The sequence below is a fragment of the uncultured Erythrobacter sp. genome (assembly GCF_947502395.1).
GTDB lineage: Bacteria > Pseudomonadota > Alphaproteobacteria > Sphingomonadales > Sphingomonadaceae > Erythrobacter.
This window is the reverse complement of sequence record NZ_CANMZM010000001.1, coordinates 1,130,766-1,153,342: the sequence shown is the minus strand read 5'-3', so window position 1 is coordinate 1,153,342 and position 22,577 is coordinate 1,130,766. Positions and strand designations below refer to the sequence as shown.

14 protein-coding genes are annotated in these 22,577 nt (G+C 55.8%); 7 read left to right on the top strand and 7 right to left on the bottom strand.

Annotated features, from left to right (window positions below; genetic code table 11):
* Nucleotides 1-105 precede the first annotated feature (105 nt).
* The 3 genes from Q0778_RS05370 to Q0778_RS05360 are packed head-to-tail and all read left to right on the top strand — an operon-like array spanning nt 106 to nt 3,836.
* Complete coding sequence (locus Q0778_RS05370) at nt 106-2,028, top strand: DUF3604 domain-containing protein (protein ID WP_298334578.1); 1,923 nt, start codon at nt 106-108, stop codon at nt 2,026-2,028.
* Nucleotides 2,029-2,037: 9 nt separating this feature from the next.
* Nucleotides 2,038-2,838: a peptidylprolyl isomerase gene (locus tag Q0778_RS05365; protein ID WP_298303532.1), complete on the top strand. Its 801-nt coding sequence runs from the start codon at nt 2,038-2,040 to the stop codon at nt 2,836-2,838.
* A 5-nt stretch (nt 2,839-2,843) separates the two neighbouring features.
* The gene (locus Q0778_RS05360; protein WP_298334576.1) at nt 2,844-3,836 is read left to right on the top strand and encodes a HupE/UreJ family protein; all 993 of its coding nucleotides are present in this window, start codon (nt 2,844-2,846) and stop codon (nt 3,834-3,836) included.
* Nucleotides 3,837-3,842: 6 nt separating this feature from the next.
* On the opposite strand, the gene Q0778_RS05355 is transcribed toward Q0778_RS05360, so the two are convergent.
* Both Q0778_RS05355 and Q0778_RS05350 read right to left on the bottom strand, forming a co-directional pair.
* Entirely contained in the window at nt 3,843-5,330 is a 1,488-nt protein-coding gene (locus Q0778_RS05355) for a tryptophan halogenase family protein (RefSeq protein ID WP_298303537.1), read from the bottom strand.
* Nucleotides 5,331-5,347: 17 nt separating this feature from the next.
* Complete coding sequence (locus Q0778_RS05350) at nt 5,348-6,043, bottom strand: DUF6445 family protein (protein ID WP_298334574.1); 696 nt, start codon at nt 6,041-6,043, stop codon at nt 5,348-5,350.
* A 467-nt stretch (nt 6,044-6,510) separates the two neighbouring features.
* Here Q0778_RS05350 and Q0778_RS05345 point away from each other — a divergent pair, with 467 nt between their 5' ends.
* Nucleotides 6,511-9,225, top strand: a complete 2,715-nt coding sequence (locus Q0778_RS05345) for a TonB-dependent receptor (protein ID WP_298334572.1) — start codon at nt 6,511-6,513, stop codon at nt 9,223-9,225.
* Nucleotides 9,226-9,329: 104 nt separating this feature from the next.
* Here the strand turns inward: Q0778_RS05345 and Q0778_RS05340 are convergent, their stop codons facing one another.
* Genes Q0778_RS05340 through Q0778_RS05325 form a run of 4 tightly spaced genes read right to left on the bottom strand, consistent with a single transcriptional unit; the run spans nt 9,330 to nt 15,384 of the window.
* Nucleotides 9,330-10,850 carry a tryptophan halogenase family protein gene (locus tag Q0778_RS05340; protein ID WP_298334570.1) on the bottom strand — a complete coding sequence of 507 codons (1,521 nt, stop codon included), beginning with the start codon at nt 10,848-10,850 and terminating at the stop codon, nt 9,330-9,332.
* 1 nt (nt 10,851) lies between these two features.
* Nucleotides 10,852-11,880: a substrate-binding domain-containing protein gene (locus Q0778_RS05335; RefSeq protein ID WP_298334567.1), complete on the bottom strand. Its 1,029-nt coding sequence runs from the start codon at nt 11,878-11,880 to the stop codon at nt 10,852-10,854.
* Nucleotides 11,881-11,884: 4 nt separating this feature from the next.
* On the bottom strand, nt 11,885-13,501 hold the full coding sequence (locus Q0778_RS05330) for an alpha-glucosidase (protein ID WP_298334884.1): 1,617 nt from the start codon (nt 13,499-13,501) through the stop codon (nt 11,885-11,887).
* A gap of 38 nt (nt 13,502-13,539) precedes the next feature.
* Nucleotides 13,540-15,384, bottom strand: coding sequence for an alpha-amylase family glycosyl hydrolase (locus Q0778_RS05325; RefSeq protein WP_298334565.1), 1,845 nt, complete (start codon nt 15,382-15,384; stop codon nt 13,540-13,542).
* Nucleotides 15,385-15,687: 303 nt separating this feature from the next.
* On the opposite strand from Q0778_RS05325, the gene Q0778_RS05320 reads away from it, so the two are divergent.
* Nucleotides 15,688-17,295 carry an MFS transporter gene (locus tag Q0778_RS05320; protein ID WP_298334563.1) on the top strand — a complete coding sequence of 536 codons (1,608 nt, stop codon included), beginning with the start codon at nt 15,688-15,690 and terminating at the stop codon, nt 17,293-17,295.
* Nucleotides 17,292-18,665: an alpha-amylase family glycosyl hydrolase gene (locus Q0778_RS05315; RefSeq protein WP_298334561.1), complete on the top strand. Its 1,374-nt coding sequence runs from the start codon at nt 17,292-17,294 to the stop codon at nt 18,663-18,665. Before Q0778_RS05320 ends, Q0778_RS05315 begins: the two co-directional genes overlap by 4 nt.
* On the opposite strand, the gene Q0778_RS05310 is transcribed toward Q0778_RS05315, so the two are convergent.
* Nucleotides 18,662-20,347, bottom strand: coding sequence for a CRTAC1 family protein (locus Q0778_RS05310; protein WP_298334559.1), 1,686 nt, complete (start codon nt 20,345-20,347; stop codon nt 18,662-18,664). The two genes, Q0778_RS05315 and Q0778_RS05310, sit on opposite strands and share 4 nt — an antisense overlap.
* Nucleotides 20,348-20,504: 157 nt before the next feature.
* Here Q0778_RS05310 and Q0778_RS05305 point away from each other — a divergent pair, with 157 nt between their 5' ends.
* The gene (locus Q0778_RS05305) at nt 20,505-22,577 is read left to right on the top strand and encodes a glycoside hydrolase family 97 protein (protein WP_298334556.1); all 2,073 of its coding nucleotides are present in this window, start codon (nt 20,505-20,507) and stop codon (nt 22,575-22,577) included.

Here is a 22,577-nt window from a genome sequence, read left to right as displayed (position 1 = left end):
GGAAAAGTGTGTCCCGTTTCTCCTGCGCAATTGACCATCGTGCTTGACGGAGCGGGTGTCCGGGGCAATGCTCGGCCTTGGGAACAAAATGAAGGGAAGAGGGCGATGCGCAAGGCTTGGGCTGCGATCGCATGTGCGAGTATTCTGGCAATTGGTGTTTCGGCTTGCTCGGATGGCGAATCTGAGACGAGCGCAGAACAGGCGGGTGATGGTACGGACACCATAGAGCTCGCTGAATTCCCGGATAGGCCGTACTGGGGGGACACCCATCTCCACACAGACAACTCTGTCGATGCCTTTGGCTTTGGTACACGGCTTGGGCCTGAAGAAGCACTACGCTTTGCGAGAGGCGAAGAGGTAACAGCGACAACCGGCGCGCCGACCCAGCTTTCCCGTCCGCTCGATTTTCTTGTGATCGCGGATCACTCAGATGCGCTTGGCGCGACACGACGTTTGTATGATGCGCCGCGTTGGTATGTGAACTGGGTCATCGGTGATGAAACCGTGCTGCGCTGGTATGACATGATGCACGAGAGCCCCGAACAATCGACCCGAGCGATCGGCGAGTTGATCTCGGCCGCAGCTGAGGATCGTGTGCCCGAAGCGATGGCTGATCCAGAATCAGCCGCCGAGGCTACCAAGGATATCTGGAATACGCAGCTTTCAATCCTGGATCGCTATAATGAACCTGGTGTGTTCACGGCGCTTGCAGGGTACGAGTGGACAGCCATGCCCAACGGCAACAATCTCCACCGTGTGGTCATGTTTCGCGATGGTTCCGACAAAACGCGTCAAACTGTGCCGTTCCCGGGCCTTCAAACCACCGCACCTCAGCTGTGGGAGTATATGAAGGGGTATGAGGAGGAGACCGGTGGGCGCGTATTGGCGATCCCGCACAACCCGAACCTTTCCAATGGCCTGATGTTTCAGATGACCATGGAGGATGGATCGCCGATGACGCCCGAATATGCGGCTCTTCGTGCGTGGGCAGAGCCGGTGATTGAGGCGACACAGATTAAAGGGGATAGCGAGACCCACCCCTACCTCTCACCCAATGATGAGATGGCTAGTTTTGGCGAAAAAGGCTGGGACTTTGGCAACCTCTCCTTGAGCGAGAAGACCGATCCTTCGATGTATGCAGGTTCCTATGCGCGCTCGGCTCTGCTCCGTGGTTTGACATTGGAGCAGCAAATGGGTGTCAATCCTTACGCCTTTGGCATGATCGGATCGACCGATAGCCACACCTCGCTTGCCACCGGTGATGAGGATAACTTCTGGGGCAAGCATACCGGGAATGAGCAGTCCTATACCGAGAGGGCAATGCAGGGGCAGAACCTTGGTACGCGTGAGGGCCGCTTTGGTTGGCATTATCTCGCGGGCGGCTATGCGGCGGCTTGGGCAAAGGGCAACACGCGGGCAGAGATTTTCGATGCCTTTGCCCGGCGCGAAGTCTACGCGACAACTGGTCCGCGCATGACCGTGCGTGTGTTTGGCGGTTTTGGATTCACGGCAGCGGACTGGGACGGTAACTGGGTTCGCGAAGGCTATACTCGCGGCGTTCCCATGGGAGGTGAGCTTGAGGATCAGGGTGATGCGCCCAGCTTCCTGATCAGTGCGATGAAAGATCCCGATGGTGCCAATCTTGACCGGGTCCAGGTGATCAAGGGCTGGCTCGATGCCTCTGGCGTGATGCAAGAGCAGGTCTATGACGTGGTTTGGAGCGATATGGATACGCGGGGCCGAAGCGGCGGGCGCGTCGCTCCTGTTGGCGATACGGTGAACCGCGACGATGCGACCTACACCAACGATATCGGAGCAGCTGAACTGCGTACAACTTGGACCGATCCCGATTACCGGCAAGGACAGCGAGCATTCTATTATGTTCGGGTGCTGGAAATTCCGACCCCGCGTTGGACCCTGTTCGATGCGGTACGATTTGGGGTGACGCTTTCTGAAGAGGCCATGGCTGATGCAGTGGCTCAGGAACGTGCGTACACCTCGCCCATCTGGCTTAAGACGCAAAGCTAAGAGACATCCATGAATCTTCCCAATTGGACGCGCGAGCCGTTAGTCCACTTTGCCGTCATGGGCGCTGTACTATACGTCGCTCTAACATGGGGCGGAACGCCGCCAGACCCCTCCTCGCGAGTCATCAGTGTTGGCGCCGCCGAAGAAGAGAAGATCGCGGAAAGCTGGACCCTTACCATGGGTCGTTCGCCCACTGACGCTGAGCTTGATCAAGCGATAGATGCCTTTGTGCGTGAGGAGGTGCTCTACCGTGAGGCTCTGCGGCTTGGCTTTGATGAGGGCGATGCGATTGTTCGCAGAAGGCTGGTTTCAAAGATGGATTTGTCGGCAAGTCTTGCCGCTGAAACAGCGGACCCCACTGAAGAGGTTTTGCGTGCCTTTCTGGCAGAGAATCCGGAGCTTTATGCTGATGAGGCCTCGGTCAATGCCAGCGTGAGCTTTGATCAGCTTCTCTTTTCGAGCGAGGCCGAAGCGCACGCTGCGCTCAGCCGCGGTGCGCAAAGAGGCGAGGCGACAAGCCTTCCGGGCAGTGTTACAGAAAGCATCATGCGCGATGTAGAAGCGCGCTTCGGTTTGCAGTTTGCACAAGGTCTGCGCGATCTTGAGCCGGGCCTTGATTGGCAGGGTCCGCTTGCATCCGGTTTTGGTTGGCACTTGGTGCGCCTGACAAGCCGCGAAGTGCCCGAACCCAATTTCGAAACTCTACAGGTTTCCATCGCAAACGATTGGCGAAGCGCTCAAATCAAGGAACGCAAAGAGCGCGCCTATGAAACGCTACGCAGCGCATACCGCATCGATATCGACAGGTGAGCGCTGTGATCCGTTGGCTGATCTGCCTCTTTGCCATCCTCTTGGCGTTCCCGCTTGGCGCGCATGAACTGCGACCCTCGGTCGTGGAATTGCGCGAGGTGGAGCCGGGCGAATACACGCTTGATTGGAAAGTCACCCTTTCTGTGGGTAGCGCGGGACTTCTTGCCAACAGATTGGAGCCAGTGATCCCGGACAATTGTGAGATTGCGGGCGAGACCGTCAAACGCATCCAATCCGCTGCACTTATGGGGAGGGCGAACCTCAATTGCGAAGGTGATCCGGCTGGTGGTCAGTTCGGCCTGAGCGAACTCCTTGGCAAATCGGATGCCATTGCGCGCTTTGTGCCATTGGATGCGCCTACCCAGAGCTTCCGCCTGACCGCTGATGAAACGGCAACCACGATCCTGGCTGAGCCTTCTCCGTTGAGCGTGCTTGGCAACTATTCTATCATCGGCGCTGAGCACATTGTCTTTGGTTGGGACCATCTGCTGTTTGTCATCGCACTTGTGCTGTTGGTGCGTAGCCCTTGGCCTGTAATTAAGGCGGCGACGGCCTTCACCATTGCGCACTCGATCACATTGGTTGCTACAGTGTTGGGGTATTCGGGCCTTCCGGGACGCCCAGTTGAAGCGTTGATCGCTTTGTCTATCGTGTTTCTGGCGGTCGAAGTGGCGATCATTTTGCGCGATCCTGATCGGCAAACATTAACCCGGCGCTTCCCTTGGGCGGTCGCCTTCGCCTTTGGACTGATCCATGGCTTCGGCTTCGCCGGTGCGCTGGCAGATATTGGTCTGCCGCAAACTCAACTTGCGGCTGCGCTCTTCGCATTCAACATCGGTGTTGAGGCGGGTCAGCTTCTGGTGGTCGCGCTGACTATTCTCATTCTCGCCGGACTCAAGCGCTCGCCGGACCTTGTACAACGCCGGGTGCTCACCACAACCACCTACGCTATTGGCGCAATCGGCAGCTTTTGGCTGATTGAGCGCATTATCGGCTGAGCGCCTTTACTGAGCCAGAAATGCCTCATGCGAGGGCAAGCTTCCAACGGCACGCTCAATCACTGTGCGCACATTGCCAAGAAATTCGGTGAGCTGCGCGTCGGTGAGACCGTTGGCCATAGGGTCATAGCCACGCGGGGTCACACCCTGACCCAGCATCACCTGCACCCAGCTTGCCTCGCGGAAGAGATCGTCCGCATCGCGGCCGACCCTGCCGCTTGAGCCGAACAGCTCCATCTTGTGGGTCAGGCTGTCTGGGATATCCATGTTCTTGCAATAGCGCCAGAATTCTGAGTCTTCTCGCTGCGTCTGATGGTAATGAAGGATCAGGAAATCCCGGATCTGCTCAAACTCACTGGCGCACCGGCGATTGTATTCCTCGCGCTCTTTCGACGCATCCTTGCCTGTCGGGAACAGCTGCAACAGGCGGCTGACATGCGATTGAATGAGGTGGATGCTGGTCGATTCCAGCGGTTCAAGAAAGCCGCTCGCCAAACCAATCGCCGCGCAGTTATGCGACCAAAACTGCTCACGCCGCCCAGTGGTAAAGCGGATGGGGCGTGGGTCTGCCAATGGCTTGGTATCGAGCCCAGCTATAAGCACTTCGCCCGCTTGGCCATCAGAGATAAAGTCACTGCAATAGACATGGCCGTTGCCGGTGCGATGCTGCAAGGGAATGCGCCATTGCCAGCCCGCTTTCTTTGCGGTCGCCCGCGTGTAGGGGACAAGCGTTTCGAGCCTTTCGCTCGGCACCGCCTGAGCGCTGTTGCATGGCAGCCATTTGGACCAATCCTGATACCCGATGCCTAGTTCTTCTCCTAAGAGAAGCGCGCGGAAGCCGGTGCAGTCGACAAAGAAGTCACCTTCTACCTCTTTACCGCTGTCTAGGGTGATCGACGCGATATTGCCTGTCTCTGAGTCACGCGAAACCTCTTTGACAATGCCTTCAGTGCGGGCCACGCCATGCTGTTCAGAGAATGCGCGCAGGTAAGCAGCATATAAGCTCGCATCGAAGTGATAGGCGTAGGCAAGGCCGGTCATGGAGGTGTTGCCGACGCGGTCCATCTTGCCGAACTTTGCCTGATCCGCTGCCGCCTGGTGCAAGGAATAGTGCCACAGATCTTTGTCATGTCCCGAAGCCGCAGCGCGGGCCCAATACTGATGGAAAGGCACGCTCGCGAGGTTCATCCCTGCATCGCCGAATGTGTGAAGATACTTGGTTCCCAATTGACCCCAGTCGACAAACTCAATTCCGAGTTTGAAGGTGCCGTTGGTCTTCTTGACGAAGTCGCGTTCATCCAGGCCGAGGATCGTGTTGAGACGGATAATCTGAGGGATAGTGGCTTCACCAACCCCGACTGTCCCGATCGCGTCCGATTCCACCAATTCAATCTCGATAGCCTTGCCCATCAGCCGAGCAAAAGCGGCCGCGCAAATCCATCCGGCGGTTCCTCCACCGACAATCACAAGCTTGCGTAAAGTGCTCTCGCTCACTGTTCTCTCTTTTTGCACTAAGGGCTGGGCCTGAAAAAGGCGTTGATCGTCAATCGCCCCTCTTTCGGGTCCGCTGACAAAGGCTTATCATTGTCAATGATCCCGGAATGTAGCAAATTTCCGCGATAGAAGATCGCTTCATTAAAGCTCCCCTCGCTTTTGTGGATCCGTTCAAAATACGGAGCGCCATCCGAAACGTATTCAGCCTTGGGTAAGCCGCCTTGCTGCACATTTTCCTGAAGCGCGCGGCGATATTCCGGAAATGTCTCATCGGTAAGTGCCTCGAGCCCGGTTGAACGGTGCCTGAAGAAACCCGTTCCCCCGTGATCGGTGTGATGAAGATAGAGCATCATCGCCAGCTGATTTGGGTCAGTTCCATCAACATGAGGGAAGCGTTGCATCGGAATGAGCTCTTGAGGGCTTGCAGTCACAAGCGAAAACCATGCCTGAACCTCCCAGCCATTGGATGCCTTCCCGAACACACTATTCAAGAGAGGTGACAGTTGTTCCTGCCAATCGAGCGCGACTTTTGGCGGCAGAGGTGAGCGCACTCCAGGATATTGCGGCGTAATCGTTGCAAATTTTTGCAAACAAGCGAATTTCGTCGCCGTTTCTGGCGTGTTCATGAACTCATTTATGCGGATATAGCTGTGATTTAATTGAGAAAAATGCCCAACTTCCGCGCATTCCAGGGAAATTGCCCAATCTTCCATGATTTGAAGGCCTTTCAGTCAAGCCATTGTGTGGATCGTGAGAATACCAAATGCTGCTCGGATAGCCAATGAGGTGACTTAAAATATTAATAAATATAAGAAAAATGTCATTCGTGCGATTGCTGATTGGGGCATGAAGTGCAGCAAGACGGGAATCTGCCTCCGTGCATCCACGTGAGTGTGACCAAGCTGCCACACTCGCGACTTTGAGCGGGGCGCATTGCACAGAATGCAATCGCGGAATAACTGGAAGATAATGAAAACAAACACTAAAAATACCTATTCTGAGACTAGTGGACGGCTCAAAATTTCCTCTTTTATGTCATGCAAATTCTCGGCTATGAAAAAAACTGCAAATCACGCAACGTCGTGATGCGATGGAGAGGACGGAAAAAATGGGATTGAAGCGTTTCAAAGCAAACGCTCGTCTGCTGTGCGGAACAGCAACGGGTCTTGCGCTTGTAGCAATGGCATCACCGGCTGTTGCGCAGGATGACGACACAGAGGCAACAGATACTGAAGTCGTCGAGAGTGGTGGAAACCAAATCGTTGTGACGGGTCTACGTGGAGCGATTGAAAACTCGTTGCAGACAAAACGCGACGCGACATCGATCGTTGAGGTGATTTCAGCAGAGGATCTGGGGCAACTCCCGGATTTGTCGATTGCTGATTCGCTGGCGCGTCTTCCTGGGGTCACTGCACAGCGTGTGCGCGGTCGTTCACAGCAGATTTCGATCCGCGGTCTTGGCCCGGATTTCTCGCTTGCACTGCTCAACGGTCGTGAAGTCGTATCAGCCGGTAACAACCGCGGCATTGAGTTCGACCAGTTTCCATCAGAGCTGATCGCGCAAGGTGTGGTCTACAAAACAGGTGACGCACAGCTTGCGGCAATAGGGATTGCCGGCGCGGTAGACCTTCGTACGGTCCGTCCGCTTGATGCCACCGAGCGTAAGATCACCCTGTCGGGGACCTATGTTTACAACGACAGCGGTTCGCGCAATCCAGACTTCCCTGATGATGGTTATCGGTTCTTCGGTTCCTATGTTGATCAGAATGCGGCGGGCACTCTGGGATGGTCGCTTGGTGTGACGGTTCAATCGAACCCAACCCACTTCATTTCGCGCGAGTTGAAGACCAACCAATTCCAAGTCGCGACTGACGCGAATGGCATCATCTACCCTGCGGACAACCCGCGTCAGGGTGCCGTTAGTCGCGAGTTCGAGCGTACATCAGTTAACGGTGCACTCGAATTCGAGCCAAGCGATAACTTCTCGTTTATGATCGACGCCTTTTACACTGACACCCAAGACTCGGGCATTTTCCGTGGTACGGAAACTCCGATTGCGTCTTGGAGTGGGGCACAGTTTGACGGAGCGACTGGAAGCGGTCCATTTGCTGACACGGCAACCTATTCAGCGGTTGTTCCGATCCTTCGGACCGACACGGAAGGCAATGAGGCCGAGATTTTTGCATTGGGTACCAATCTCGACTTCAATGTGACCGACAGTCTTAGCTTTGTGGTCGATTACGGTTATTCGACACTTGATCGTGATGACATCGATTATGAAAGCTATGCAGGGACAGGGCCTGCTCGTTCGGGCGCACAGGATACGCTGGCATTTGCTTTCCCTGAGAATGGCGAATATTCGATCAATGGCCTGCTGGACTACACTGATCCGGCCAATGTGCTTCTGACCGACCCAGGTGGCTGGGGCCAAGTCGGATTTATCAAGCGTCCGAAGATCAATGATGAACTCCATCAGCTTCGTGCTGAAGCCAATTATGAGTTTGGCGGTGGCCTGATTGATAACATTCAGGTCGGCTGGCTTTATACTGATCGCCAGAAAGACTTTGACTCTAACGAAGCCTTCTTGCGTGCGTCGCCTGCCTTTGTCGACGGAGCGTTGGCGGTGCCAGCCGGTGCGATCGTCGGTTCCACAGACACAGGCAATCTGGGCCAGAACATTCTGGCATACGACCCATCGTCGTTCCTAACCGACGGGACTTATGTCGTTGAGCCGGCGACATTCGACACAGAATGGGTTGTGAATGAGGAAGTTCACAACTTCTACATTCAGGCCAACATTGATGGTGACCTCGGCAATGTACCTGTGCGGGGCAACATTGGTCTAAGGTATGCCGATACGGATCAGTCTTCGACAGGCACGATCGGTGGCGGTTTCACGAATACCGTTTCTGAAAGCTATGATGACTTTTTGCCAAGCGTTAACCTCAGCTTCGAGGTTGCACCGGATACTTTCATCCGCCTTGCGGCGGCTAGGACTGTAACGCGTGCACGCCTTGACCAAATGGCGGCGAACCAGAACATCAATTTCAACCCGCTAAGCTGTACGGATACGGATGGCGACCAATTCCCCGATACGGTTATTGGTTTCAATCCGCCTTCGCTGGTTTGTTTCAACCTAAGCGGCGGTAACCCATTCCTACAGCCTTATGAGTCCACTTCATTCGACCTCTCGGCAGAAAAGTACTTCTCCGCTGGTTCAGCTGTGATCGTGGCGGTCTTCCATAAGGACCTGTCAGACTGGATCATCGACTTTAACGAGACGATTGATCTGACCCAGCCGATTACCAATGCTGGGTTTGGCTCAATTCTGACCACTGCACCGGAGCTGGCAACTGGAGCGTTCAGCGGTCCTGTGAACTTTGCTGACGGTTCAATCACCGGTATCGAAGGAACGGTTCGCGTTGACTTTGCGGATGTTACTCCTGCCCTTGAAGGCTTTGGTGGTTTCTTCAGCTTGACTTACGCGGATGCAGAGGTCGAAGATGAGACCATGACACCGCTTGATATTCCGGGATATTCGGAAACAACGTGGTCAGGTGATCTTTTCTATGAGCGCGATGGTTTCCGCGCGAAGATCGCCGCGCGTTATCGCAGCGGGTTCCTGTCCGAAGTGCAAAATTTCGACGGATCTCTCAGCGGTGCTCAGGCTCAGGATGAGACGATCATCGATGCGCAGATAGGCTACACCTTTGAGAACGAAAGTGGGCCGCTTGAAGGTCTTGGCGTGCTGTTTGAGGTCTTCAACCTGACCAACGAGCCGTTCGTTACAGAAAACGATCTGCTCGGTCCGAGTGGCGATGTGATTGGGACATTTCCAAGCCGTCACGAGGTTTATGGCCGGACGTTCAACTTCACGATCCGCAAAAACTTCTAATCTCCCTGGGTCGCACCCCAAACTCAAAGGCCCGCTGGAAACAGCGGGCCTTTTTGATTGGCTAAAGGAATGTCAGATCTGAGTGATAATCCCGTGGGCCTGGCTCAAATTGCAAGCGGGGAGGGGCAATGTCTGGCGATGAAGTCTGCGTGCGTGGGCATCTCTTCCACTGCGCTCCTCATGGCCTTTGCAATCATTCCAAATCGTTCTTCCACCTTCACCGCTTTCCGCATTTCGGTGATTGCAGGCGCGCGGTTCGGAACAATGTTTTGTCCAAGGTAAACCGCGATCCAGCTGGGATTGGCGAAAAGCTCGCGTTCGTCTGACACGAGCATCCCATACTCGCGGAAGTGGTCCATTTTGTATTGCAGACTGTTCGGAATTTCCATCGCACTGCAATAGCGCCATAGCTCAGCATCATCACGTGTCGTGGCTTTGTAATGTAGGATCAGGAAGTCGCGAATACGCTCATATTCATCAGCCGTTTGACGGTTGTATTCCTGCGCCAGAAGCGGCGACATCACGCTGTCCGGCAAAAGGGCGATCAGTCGCAGAATGCCGTATTGGATTAAGTGCAAGCTGGTCGATTCAAGTGGCTCCATGAAGCCTGCGGAAAGCCCAATAGCAATGCAGTTCTTGTCCCAGAATTTCCTGCGGCAACCGGTCACGAACCGCAGAGTGCGGGGGTCAGCTTGTGGCTCGCCGTCCAGTGAACCCATCAGGACCGAAGTCGCTTCGTCCTCGCTTATGTATTCGCTGCAGTGAACATAACCATTGCCCGTCCGGTGTTGGAGCGGGATGCGCCATTGCCAGCCAGCCGATTTCGCAGTCGAACGGGTATAAGGCGTGATATCCTCTTGCTTGGCGCATGGCACCGCGACCGCGCGGTCGCAAGGAAGCCAGCGCTGCCAATTCTCATAGCCGGCCTCAAGAGTGCCTTCGATCAGCAACCCCCGGAAGCCGCTGCAATCAATAAAGAGTTCGCCGCCGACCACTTCGCCATTGTCGAGGGTTACGCTTTCGATGAAGCCATCCTCGGCACGCTGAGCGACATCGGTGACCCGGCCCTCGATACGCGTCACACCGCGCGCCTCGGACAGACGCCTCAAGAAAGCTGCGTAGAGCCCAGCATCAAAATGATACGCATAGTCGAAAGTCGACTGGATCTTGCGCCGGTCGGCCTGAGGATGGGCAAATTTGCCCGCCTTCGCCATGGCCCAGCACATGGAGAAATCATCAATCGGGCCCTCGATCCTTCCTGCGAGGCTCTCTCGCATCCAATAATGGTAGAACGGGACTTTATCGAATTCCGCACCATACTGCCCGAAGGGGTGGAAATAGCTGTGTCCCAGCCGCGCCCAATCGACGAATTGGATACCCAGCTTGTAAGAGCCCGCGGTTTCCTTGACGAAGGTCGCTTCATCGATTCCGATGCGTTGGTTGAAATTTCGAATGGGAGGAATGGTCGCCTCGCCCACACCAACCGTCCCAATGGCTTCGGATTCGACGAGGGTGATATCGCAAGATTGACCCATGGCATCAGAAAGAGCCGCCGCCGTCATCCAACCCGCGCTTCCGCCGCCGACAATGACGATCTTCTGAAGCGGTCTTGGGTCTTGGGCCATTCTAGGCTCCGCAGCTCTCTCGGATTAAAAGGCTCGTCTCCAGCCGCTCAGAAATGGCTTGGCCATCTTGGGTGTCGATGAGTTTTGATACCAGCATACGCCCGGCGAGGTTGGTGTCTTGGTCGATTGTGGTGAGGCGCGGTGTGACGAGGCGTGAGGCCGCAATATTGTCGTAGCCAACCACGCACACGTCCTTGGGAATGGTTCTGCCTGACATGCTGAGCGCCCTCATTGCACCGATTGCAATAAGGTCGCTCGCAGCGAAGATGGCGTTAAATTTCACACCACTTTCGATCGCAGACCGTGTAGCAGATTCTCCGGATTGGACATCAAAATGCGCTGGCACGACACGTGTGTCGTCAACCCCCTGCCCGGCTTCTTCCAATGCGGAACGGTAGCCGCGAAAACGCTGATCGGCTTCGGGTGCTTCGGTATCGCCCAAAAAAAGGACCTTGTCGCGTCCCAATCGCAAGAGGTGAGACGTTGCGCGCCGCCCGCCGGCCACATTGTCTGAACCTACGGTGCAATATCGCGCATCGGGAAAATCTGCGCCCCAGACGACGAACCGGTCATTGCGCGAAACCAGCTCGTTGAAGCCGTCGTGAAGCGAGCTTTGGCCAATAAATATCATGCCTTTCGCTCGGCTTGTGGTCATCGCAAATTCAAGATCTTCAATCGAGCGCGGGAAGATATGACTGATCACCAGATCGACTTTGCGATCCCGAGCTGCTTCGGCGATCCCTGCGAGCAATTCGAGGAAGAAGGGATCTGCCACCCGCGTCTCACGCGCCTGCGGGGCAGGAACGATGACCGCGATGGTCGCTTCGGCCCCAATCGGCCCATTGGGCATGGTGGAGCGAAAGTCGTAGTCATGCGCGCGCGCAATGCGCCAGACTTCCTGCTTGGTGCGGCGGTTTACCGCGGGGCTATCGTTGAGCGCTCTTGAGACGGTTGAGATTGAGACACCGGCTTGCCGCGCGATGTCTTCCAGTCTTGCATTCTTGCCTGGCTTGGTTCCGGCTGCACCCATTCAGTTAACTGCCCTTCTTGACCGCCCAATATCCGCTTTTGGGGGCCATCTCCCTTAAAACTCTCCCATGCTCTTCGCCGATTGCTTCGCTTGCGACAAGCTGTGCGTCGCAGAATTCGACAGGCGGTGACCAGCTAAGCGTGCGATCTCCGAGATTGAAAGCACACAGTACGGCATCATCTCCGGCGCGGCGCACAAATGCGACGATATCGTCATCTGTCTCGAGAATCTCGCTCGACCCGATCAACAGCGGCGCAAGTGACCTGCGAAGAGCAAGCAGTTGACGCGTGTAATGGAGCGCCGATTCCTTGCCATCGCTCTGAGTGTCCACTGCCCGTGTCGCTTGAGCTGGGTCCACTTTGAGCCACGTCTGATTGGCGTTGGAAAAGCCTGCCTGCGGCTCGTGCGAGGACCAAGGAAATGGTGTGCGCGCGCCGTCACGGCCCAAAGTGTGAGGCCAATTGGCGATTGCCTCTGGGTCTTGCAGATCTTCAAAAGCGACTTCGCCCTGCGGCAGTGCAAGTTCTTCGCCTTGGTAGATGATCGGGTTCCCGCGGAGCGAAAGCAGGAGTAGCAAGCTCAGCCGAGCGACTTCCTCAAAATTATCAGCGTTAGACCAGCGCGTGGTCGAACGCGGAGCATCGTGGTTGGAAAATGCCCAGGATGGCCAGCCTTCGCCTGGCTCACCGTTCCAATTTGCAAGCGACGCTTTGACGCGCGGCCCCGTCAATTCTGGCGCGTACAGGAAATCGAAATTATAGGCAGAATCCAGCCTTTTTCCATCCGCCGTGAATGCCTTCATTTCTGCCAATGGTTCGGGGCCACCGACCTCGGCGACCGTGAAGCTACCCGGATATTCGTCAATTACGCCACGAATGCGCTCGATAAAGGCCGGAATGTCATCATGACTTTGGTTGAAGCGCTTGATCTGCATGTCAAACGGCCGTGTGACGGTCTCTAAAGGGGCTCCAGAGGGCGGATTGTCGCGCAACTCAGGATCATGCATCGAGAAGTTTAAAGCATCGAGACGGAATCCGTCGACCCCGCGGTCAAGCCAGAAGCGCGCTGCATCCAACAGAGCGTTTTGCACATCGGGATTGTGCACATTGAGATCGGGCTGGCTCTTCAAAAAGTTGTGTAGATAATACTGTTTGCGCGGACCGTCCCATTCCCACGCCGATCCGCCAAAGACCGATTGCCAGTTGGAAGGCGGCGATCCGTCAGGCTTGGGGTCAGCCCAAACATACCAATCGGCTTTTGCGTTCGTGCGAGACTGGCGGCTTTCCTCAAACCAGGCATGCTCATCGGACGTGTGCGAGTACACTTGATCGATGATGACCTTCAGGCCCAGCGCATGCGAGCGCTCGATAATGGCATCGAAATCGTCAAAATCGCCGAAGCTTGGATCAATGCCGCAGTAATCTGCAACGTCGTAGCCAAAGTCCTTCATCGGTGAGGTGAAAAAGGGTGATATCCAGATACCATCCACACCAAGCGAGGCGACATAGTCGAGCCCCTTGAGGATGCCCTTAAGGTCACCAATTCCGTCTGCATTGGTGTCTCGAAAGCTGCGCGGATAGATCTGATAGATCACCGCACCACGCCACCATTCGCGGGTCATTCGCCCGTCGGAAGCGGCGAGAATATTGACTTGCTGGTTCACTTCCCCGCCTCGCTAGTTGTCGCTTCGGTTGTTTTGGCAATACACCATCCAAAAGGCGGGAGTTGGAGACTGACGCTTCCCGGAGCGCTTACTTCACTGGGGCATGATCCATGAAGGGTTTCAAGTGCTTGCACGTCGTATCTTGCAGCCGAAGTGGTTTGTAGTGGCGCGGACCCAGTGTTGAAAGCGAGCAAATATTCGGTTCCATCTTCCGGGTCAAAACGTGAAAAACTGACAAGGCCTGGCGCTTGATCGTTGTAGCTGCGCACGACCTGCTTACCGCGCCGCAATGCTGCATGACGAGTCCGGATCGCCGATAGCTCGCTGATTAGGTCATACAGCGGATGCGCAGTGTCGAAATTCTCGCCCGCCGTTGTCGCATCTGTGCCGACCAGATTGTTATCATTGTAGCTGTCGGTAAGGCTCGGGAACATGTCTTCACGTGCAGCCTGATCGTTTCCATCACCGACAAATCCCTGCTCATCACCGTAATATATCACTGGACTACCTCGCAGCGTCATCAGCATCACGTGCCCAAGCTGCACCCGGTCGAGCAGTTCTTCCTGAGAAATCGAGGGATTGTCCTCTTTAACGAGAGTCGAAAATCGTCCCATATCATGATTGCCAAGGAAAGTGGGCAATGTCCGAGCCGCATCCTCGCCGCCTTCGTAATTCACGTCGCCATCAAACATCTCAACCAGAACGCCAGCTGGCATGTTGCGACCCAGGGCATCGCGCACCGCGGCTTGAAAGGCAAAATCGAGGACAGCTGGAAAGCCATCACGGCGGGTGAAGCGCGCAAGATAGCCACTGTTACGCTCGTCCGAATAGACCTCACCGAAAATGAGGAAATTGGGAATGCCCTTTTCTTCAGCTGTCTCCAACATTGCGGGGACAAATGCCTGCCAGAATTCCGGGTTTACATGCTTGGCGGTGTCGATGCGGAAACCGTCAATGCCAAAGCGGGTGATCCAGCTGGCGTAGATATCGATCATACCTTTGAGCACCCGGGGATGCTCTGTGTAGAGATCATCAAGCCCCGCAAAATCGCCATAGCGGCTGCTTTCGCCGCTAAACGTCGTGCTGCCGCGATTGTGGTAATAGATTGGGTCGTTGAGCCAGACTGGAACTTTTACGCTTGCTTCTGCTTCTGGAACGAATGGTGTGTAGGCGAAGTCAGGTGAGGTCAACTTGGCGAAGTTCTCTTCGGTCTGAACGCTGTCACCCAAGAATCCCTCGTTAATGGCTTCCCCGTCCGAACCCTGGCGTCGAGAATAGGGGAAGTCTGAAAGACTGCGATAGGAATACTCGCCACCGGCGTAACCGATCACATCGGCTGTGTGGTTGGTGATGATGTCCATATAGACCTTCATCCCGCGTGCGTGCGCCGCATCGACGAAGGCCTTGAATTCTTCATTGGTGCCGAAGTGCGGATCAATGCTGGTAAAGTCGGTTACCCAATAGCCATGGTAGCCTGCACTTTCCTGACCCGAAGCTCCTTGAACCGGCTTATTCTCAAAGATTGGTGCAAACCAGATCGCTGTTACGCCAAGGCCTTCGATGTAGTCGAGCTTCTGAGTAAGGCCGGCCAGATCGCCGCCGTGGTAAAAGCCCTTGTGAGTCGGATCGAATCCATGATCGAGCGCACCCCCCTCAATCCCGCCACGGTCATTTGAGGTATCGCCATTGGCAAACCGATCAGGTAGCACGAAATAGATAACTTCGTCCTCAGGTGGCCGCTCTCGCAAGGCGCTTTCCGCCTCAGGCGGACTCTGCATAGCGGCGACTGCACCGCTCACGACTGCCAATGCCGCCAAGCCGGCGATCCAGATTCGTTTCATTTCATCCTCTCCCGGCCCTCATTTGCCATTAAGTGAAAAAATTTGCAAATATTTGTGCGACGCGCCTTTGGTTGCCCATGGATCACTTAAGCAACAGAAAGTATAAGAAATAAATTGATAGACGGGTAATTTCGGCACGACCTCAATCCGTGAATCCACAAAGAAACTTGCAAAAATTTGCAGGCACGGCAAATTGGTCACTGAGAGTGATCATCGCTTCAGCTGCGAAGCTGCGTAGCGAAGCGCATATTGAGGCCAGCTCACGCGCGGTTCGATCTGGTGTGGCTGGTAGGGAGAGGGATAATGGCAACCGTGGAGAATCCGGGAACGGGTCGCAAACCTGCGATGAATGCAGGTCAGATCTGGAACATGAGCTTCGGCTTTTTGGGAATCCAGATTGGCTTCGACCTGCAAAACGGCAACGTCAGTCGGATTTTCCAAACGCTGGGTGCGGAGGTCAACGAGCTCGCAATCCTGTGGATTGCGGCGCCCATGACAGGCCTCTTGGTCCAGCCGATTATCGGCCACCTTTCAGATAACACTTGGGGCCGCTTTGGTCGCCGTCGCCCGTACTTCTTAGTTGGCGCAATCCTCGCAAGCCTTGCTCTGTTCATCATGCCCAATTCTCCCACGCTTTGGATGGCGGCGGGCATGCTGTGGATTATGGACGCATCGCTCAACATCACCATGGAACCATTCCGCGCGTTTGTGGGAGACAATCTTCCCGACCGACAGCGGACCAAGGGCTATGCGATGCAGAGCTTCTTCATCGGTGTGGGTGCTGTCATTGCCGGCGCTTTGCCGTGGATAATGACCAATTGGATGGGGCTGTCTAATGTCGCTCCAGAAGGTGAGATTCCAGAGACGGTGCAATGGGCGTTCTACATTGGCGGTGCAGCCTTGTTCGCCGCAGTCGCTTGGACCGTGTTCAAAACCAAGGAGTATTCCCCGGCACAAATCGCCGGGTTCGAGGCGGCCCGCAATGAGGCCCTCGGCATTGAAAGCGATGCCAGCGACACTGTTCAGCGCACTTCATCACAATTCAACACGGGTGGCTTGGTTTGGCTTGTCATTGGTCTCCTCCTTGCGGCCTGTGTCTTCGCCGGGCGCGGCGATGTGCGCCCTGAGTGGCTTGGCGAGTTGGAAATCGCGCAAGAGCTCTACGTGCTTGCTGGCCTTATTGCGGCCTTCGGTGTGATCCAGCTGATTGCTGGTATGATGCGTTCAAGCGGGAGCGATGAGAATGGCTTTATGGAGGTCGTGAATGATCTCTTCGCTATGCCAAAGACAATGCGTCAGCTTGCCGTGGTTCAGTTCTTCAGCTGGTTCGCCATGTTCTCGATGTGGATTTACGGAACGCCTGCGGTCGCCGAGTTTCACTTTATGTCGCCTGACCCAACCACCCAAGGGTATCAGGATGCGGCAGACTGGTGGAGCCTACTGGGCTCTGTTCGCAACGGTATCGCAGCGGCGGCAGCGCTCGGCTTCATCATCATCGCAGCAAAGATGGATCGTACGCGTCTTCACGCGGCCAATCTTGCCATTGGGGCGGCTGGTTTTGCCAGCATGTTGATGATCCGCGATCCGGATCTTCTGTGGTTGCCAATGGTCGCGGTTGGTGTCGCCTGGGCTTCGATCGTCTCGCTTCCCTACGCCATTCTGGCGGGCTCAGTTCCGGCGAAGAAAATGGGCATTTACATGGGGATATTCAACATCTTTATCGTGGTGCCGCAGCTGATCGCTGCGACTTTGCTGGGCTTCCTGCTCACAACATTCTTTGACGGTGAACCGATCTACGCGATGGCGATTTCAGCGGTGTCTTTCGCACTCGCAGCCATTGCGACCTTCTTTGTAACTGACGGATCAAGCGTCGCCCTTGAAGAGCGCAAAGAGGCATCGGCAGTCGCATGAGAATAGTCAAAGGCCTAGTCGGCCTCGCAGCAGCTATTGCTTTGACAAGCTGTGAGAGCGCGGCTCCAACTTCCTACGAGCCGAGCGATGTTGTGCAGGTCCAGTCACCTGACTGGGTTGCGGATGCGGTCATCTATCAGCTCAACACGCGCCAATTCACCGCTGAGGGAACCTTTGCGGCGGCTCAGGCACAGTTGCCGCGGCTGGCCGATATGGGTGTCGACATTGTGTGGCTAATGCCGATCCATCCGATTGGTGAAGAGCAACGGAAGGGCGGAATGGGCAGTCCCTATGCGGTCAAGGACTACCGGGCGGTCAATCCTGACCTGGGGACAGAGGAGGAGTTTCGCGCCTTTGTCGAGGAGGCGCATTCTCTCGGCCTAAAGGTCATTCTCGATTGGGTTGCGAACCACTCGGCGTGGGACAATCCGCTGACCGAGGAGTATCCGAATTGGTACTCGCGCACCCCTGAAGGCGAGATGATGCCACCCGAAGGCACCGATTGGTCGGACGTGGTCGACTTCGATTACTCGAATGCAGGTTTGCGCGAATATATGACAGGTAGCCTCACCTATTGGGTGCGCGAATTCGACATTGACGGGTACCGTGCTGATGTTGCTGGCTTTGTCCCGCTCGATTTCTGGGAGACGGCACGCGGCGAGTTGGACGCGATCAAGCCGGTTTTCATGCTTGCTGAATGGGAGCAGCGCGACCTTCATATCAAAGCCTTTGATGCAACCTACGGCTGGGGCTGGAAGGAAGCGATGCAGGAACTCGTCGCGGATAGCAGCGGTGCGGGAGCGATGCGCGGATATTATCTAGGGCAGAAAACCACCTGGCCGCATGCCGCGTTGCGCATGGTCTATACCGACAATCACGATCAGAATTCTTGGGATGGGGTGGCATCCGAAATCTACGGTCCTGCCTATGAGGCGGCGATTGCGTTGAGCTTTGTGGGGCCGGGCATTCCGCTCATTTACAACGGCCAAGAGTCTGATCTCGATCGCCAGCTTGCCTTCTTCGAAAAGGATGAGATCGAGTGGAAAGAAGGGCAATACGCGCCGCTATTCGAACGTCTAATCGCACTCAAGACTGCCGAATCTGTATTGCACAATGGCCGTCATGGCGCTCCTTTGGTCGGAGTGCCGAATTCAGCTGAGGCCGATGTGCTGAGCTTTGTTCGGGGTGAGGGCGAGGAGCGGGTGTTCGCAGTCTTTAATCTCTCCCCGCGTGCGCAGGAGGTCAGCTTTGAATCGGTCCGCCATCACGGCGCTTTCAGCGATGCAAAGGGCGGTGAGGGTACGATCATCAACGCCGAGAGCACGCTCTCGCTCGGACCATGGGATTACCACATTTACACCGCCAATTAGGGCTGCTCGATCACTAAAGTTTCGCCAGCCGCGACGCCGGGCCTAATCGTCTCGGTCCCGTCGGGCCAGATAATGCGAAGCGCGCCTTCGGTGTTCGGACCAAGTCCAAAGATCTGGTCGGTCGAATTGTGCGAGGTGAAGTTGCTGTTCACCGCGACCATGCGGGTCTGCTTGGTGTCGGTTACAGTCAGCTCAATGATCGCTCCCACAGCGAAAGTGTTGGGGGCTTTGCCGCGCAGGCGGACCTTTACCGCGTTGGCATCGGCGAGCTGGTTTTCCCAGAAGTAGGCTGACCCGTTGGGCTCGGCGGTGAGAAGGATGACGTCCACATCGCCATCATTGTCAAAGTCATCGCAGATCACTCCGCGCCCCTGATCGGTTTCATCAATGGATGAGTCTTCTGCTTCGTCGGTGAACGTGCCGTCGCCTGCATTCATCCAAAGCCGGGTCACATCGTTTACGTAGTTGGAAGCAGAGGGGTCTTTGCCTGCTTCCCAGCCATTGGTTTGGTAGATGTCTAGCCATCCATCAGCGTTGAAATCGGCAAAGCACGATCCCCAGCCCCACCCGCCGGGCTCGACACCTGAGGCAGAATTGCGTTGGAAGTCTCCGCTGCCTAAGTTCTCAAACAGGCGGTTGCCGTTGATCGAAGAGACGAACCAGTCGAGGTCGCCATCGTTGTCGTAATCGCCAATAGCCGCGCCCATGCCGTTTTCATCGTCCGGGCGGAAGGAACTGGCGCTGAAAGTGCCGTTGCCGTTATTGATAAGAACTCTGGAACCACGAAAATCTGAGACCATCAGGATGTCGAGGTCGCGGTCGCCATCGATATCGGCAAAGCCGGGCGCGAAAGTGTAATCGTAATTGGCGCCAAGCACGCCTTGAGGAAGGTCGAAGGCGAGCAGGGCAGATATCCCGCTGGTGTTGCTGACGGGGGCAAAGGACATCGAGCCGGGCGTGCTATCATTGCGCCAAAGGGTCTCGGTCTCGCCGGGCACATCTGGATTTCGGGGCGTGCCCCAATGCGCCATGAGCACGTCGAGGTCGCCATCGGCATCATAATCGCCAAGTGCAATGGAGATGGTGTGGTCAGAACTGGCAAGGTCGAAACCTGAGCCTGCGCTCACATCAGAAAAGCTGCCCGTGCCATCATTGGCGAAGAGCTTGATCGGTCCACCCTCTAGTCCGCCCGTGATCAGGTCGAGATGGCCATCCCCGTCAAGATCGCCGAAAGTTGGGCCAGAATGGCGCCCGTTAGTGGTGCCCTGTGTGAAGGCTACCCCGGCAGGCGCGGCACTCTCAACAAAGCTTCCGCCTTGATTTATGTAGAGGAGGTTGGGGCCACTGTCCCCACGCGTCACAAACACATCAAGATCGCCATCATTGTCGATATCACCCGAAGCTGCACCCCCGGCAAATTGCGACACCATCGGGTTAAGGCCCGGACCGAATCCGAAGCTAAATGTGAAACCAAATGCATCGGCACGATTGATGAAACTGGAGTTCTCACCCGCCGGCATTGTGACGCTCGCAGGAGTTTGTGTCGGTGTTGGTGTTGGCGCAGCGGTTCCAGTATTAGGTGCGGCGCTCGACGGGGAGCTTCCTCCGCCTTCACCACAAGCGGCGAGCGCCATTGCGAGGACCGTAATACTGGCCAACTGAACTTTGTATGTGAGTCTCATCTCAACCCTCTCCCCAAGGATTGTGCAAAAAATTGCAGAAAAAACCCTTGGAGAAAAGCCCAAAAACGGGAATAATCCCATTTGAGCGAGAGATATTTGCATTTTTTTGCATAAATGCACCATCAGACGTCAAGACGCCTCGCTGTGGGAGAGAGATATGTTGGGCATTTGGACCAAACTTGTAGCGCTAGCGATGCTTGCCTTCGCGGTGGCGATGCCTTTGAAGGCAGAGGAACTCACAGCCACCTCGCCTGATGGCAGGATTGTGCTGACTGTCAGTGATGGGGGTGGCCATGCAGCTTACTCGATCTCCCATGATGGCAATGAGGCCATTCGCTCCTCTCGGCTTGGGATGCTTTTCAACGATCATCACGGGTTTGAAGACTCACTTGCGATCGCGGGATCGACCACGGCTAGCCACGACGCGACTTGGGAGCAACCGTGGGGTGAGCGCCGCATGGTACGCGATCATCACAAAGAGCTCGCTGTGACCTTTGCCGCCCAAGAGGGTCCTGCGCGCCAGATCACCGTCCGTTTCCGCGTGTTCGATACCGGCGTTGGTTTCCGCTATGAGCTGAATGAACAGGCTGCTTTCCAAGGGCCAATCGCGATCACGGACGAGCTGACCCAGTTCGCGATCGGTGCAGATGCCGATACATGGTGGACGCCGAGCCGCCAATTCAACCGCTACGAGTATATCTACCGCAAGGGCCTCGCTGGCACGGTCGATGATGCGCATACGCCGGTGACGTTCCGTCGGCAGAACGGCGTGCACATCTCGATTCACGAGGCGGCTTTGGTTGACTTCTCGGCAATGTCTCTATTGGCTGCACGTCCGGGCGACTTCGAGGCGCAATTGCGCGCAGGCTCTGACGGGGTAAAGGTGCATACCACCGCGCCTTTCAAAAGCCCATGGCGCACGATCCAGATCGCCAGCGATGCAGTTGGCCTGATCAATTCTGACATTATCTTGAACCTCAATGAGCCCAACAAGCTTGGTGATGTGTCCTGGGTGGAGCCGGGCAAATATGTTGGCGTCTGGTGGGAGATGCATATTCGCGACCGAACATGGGGCAATGACGGTATTCACGGCGCAAACAATACTGACGTGATCCGCCATATCGACTTTGCGGCCGAGCATGGTTTCAAAGGCGTGCTCGTTGAAGGATGGAACATCGGCTGGGACGGCGATTGGTTTAACAATGGCGCACTGTTCAGCTTTACCGAGACTTACGATGACTTCGACCTGCCGATGCTGAGCGAATACGCGGCGGAACGCGGTGTGCGCCTCATCGGTCACCACGAGACCTCTGGCAATGTCGCCAATTATGAGGCGCAGATGGCCGATGGATTCGCGCTCTATCAGGAGAACGGTATTCGTGAAGTCAAGACCGGCTATGTTGCCGATGCGGGCGACATCGTTCGCTATGACGAAAACGGCGTGAAGCAATATGAATGGCACGACAGCCAATTCATGGTCGGCCACCACCTGCGTGTGGTTGAAGAGGCAGCCAAGCACCGCATCTCGATCAATGCGCATGAGCCGGTGAAGGACACAGGGCTTCGTCGGACCTATCCCAATTGGATGACCCGCGAAGGCGCGCGCGGAATGGAGTTCAACGCCTGGGGCACGCCGCCCAATCCGCCCGAGCATATTTCTATCCTCGCCTACACCCGCATGCTGTCAGGCCCGATGGACTTCACCCCCGGCATTTTTGACCTCCGTCCCAATGAGAAGCCGCCGCTTCGCCCTGACATGCAGCGAGGCGGCGCGGATAATCGCCCGCAAACAACGTTGGCCAAGCAATTGGCGCTTTACGTTGTGCTTTACTCCCCGCTCCAGATGGCGGCTGACCTCCCTGAGAACTACGAGGCGCGCATGGATGCGTTCCAGTTCATCAAGGACGTTGAGGCCGATTGGGAAGAGAGCGTCGCAGTCTCGGGTGAAGTGGGCGAATATGTCGCAATTGCCCGTAAGGGCCGGGCAGGGGGCGAGTGGTTCTTGGGAGCGGTCACCGATGAGGAGGAACGCGAGCTCTCGATCCCGCTCAGTTTCCTAGACGAAGGCAAGAGCTACACCGCGCAAGTTTACCGCGACGGTACTCATGCGCATTGGGATCACAACCCTTATGACATTGTGATCGAAGAGATCGAAATCACGGGTGGCGATGACATGACCGCTTTGCTCGCCTCATCAGGCGGTATTGCGGTTCGCTTTATCGCGAAGTGA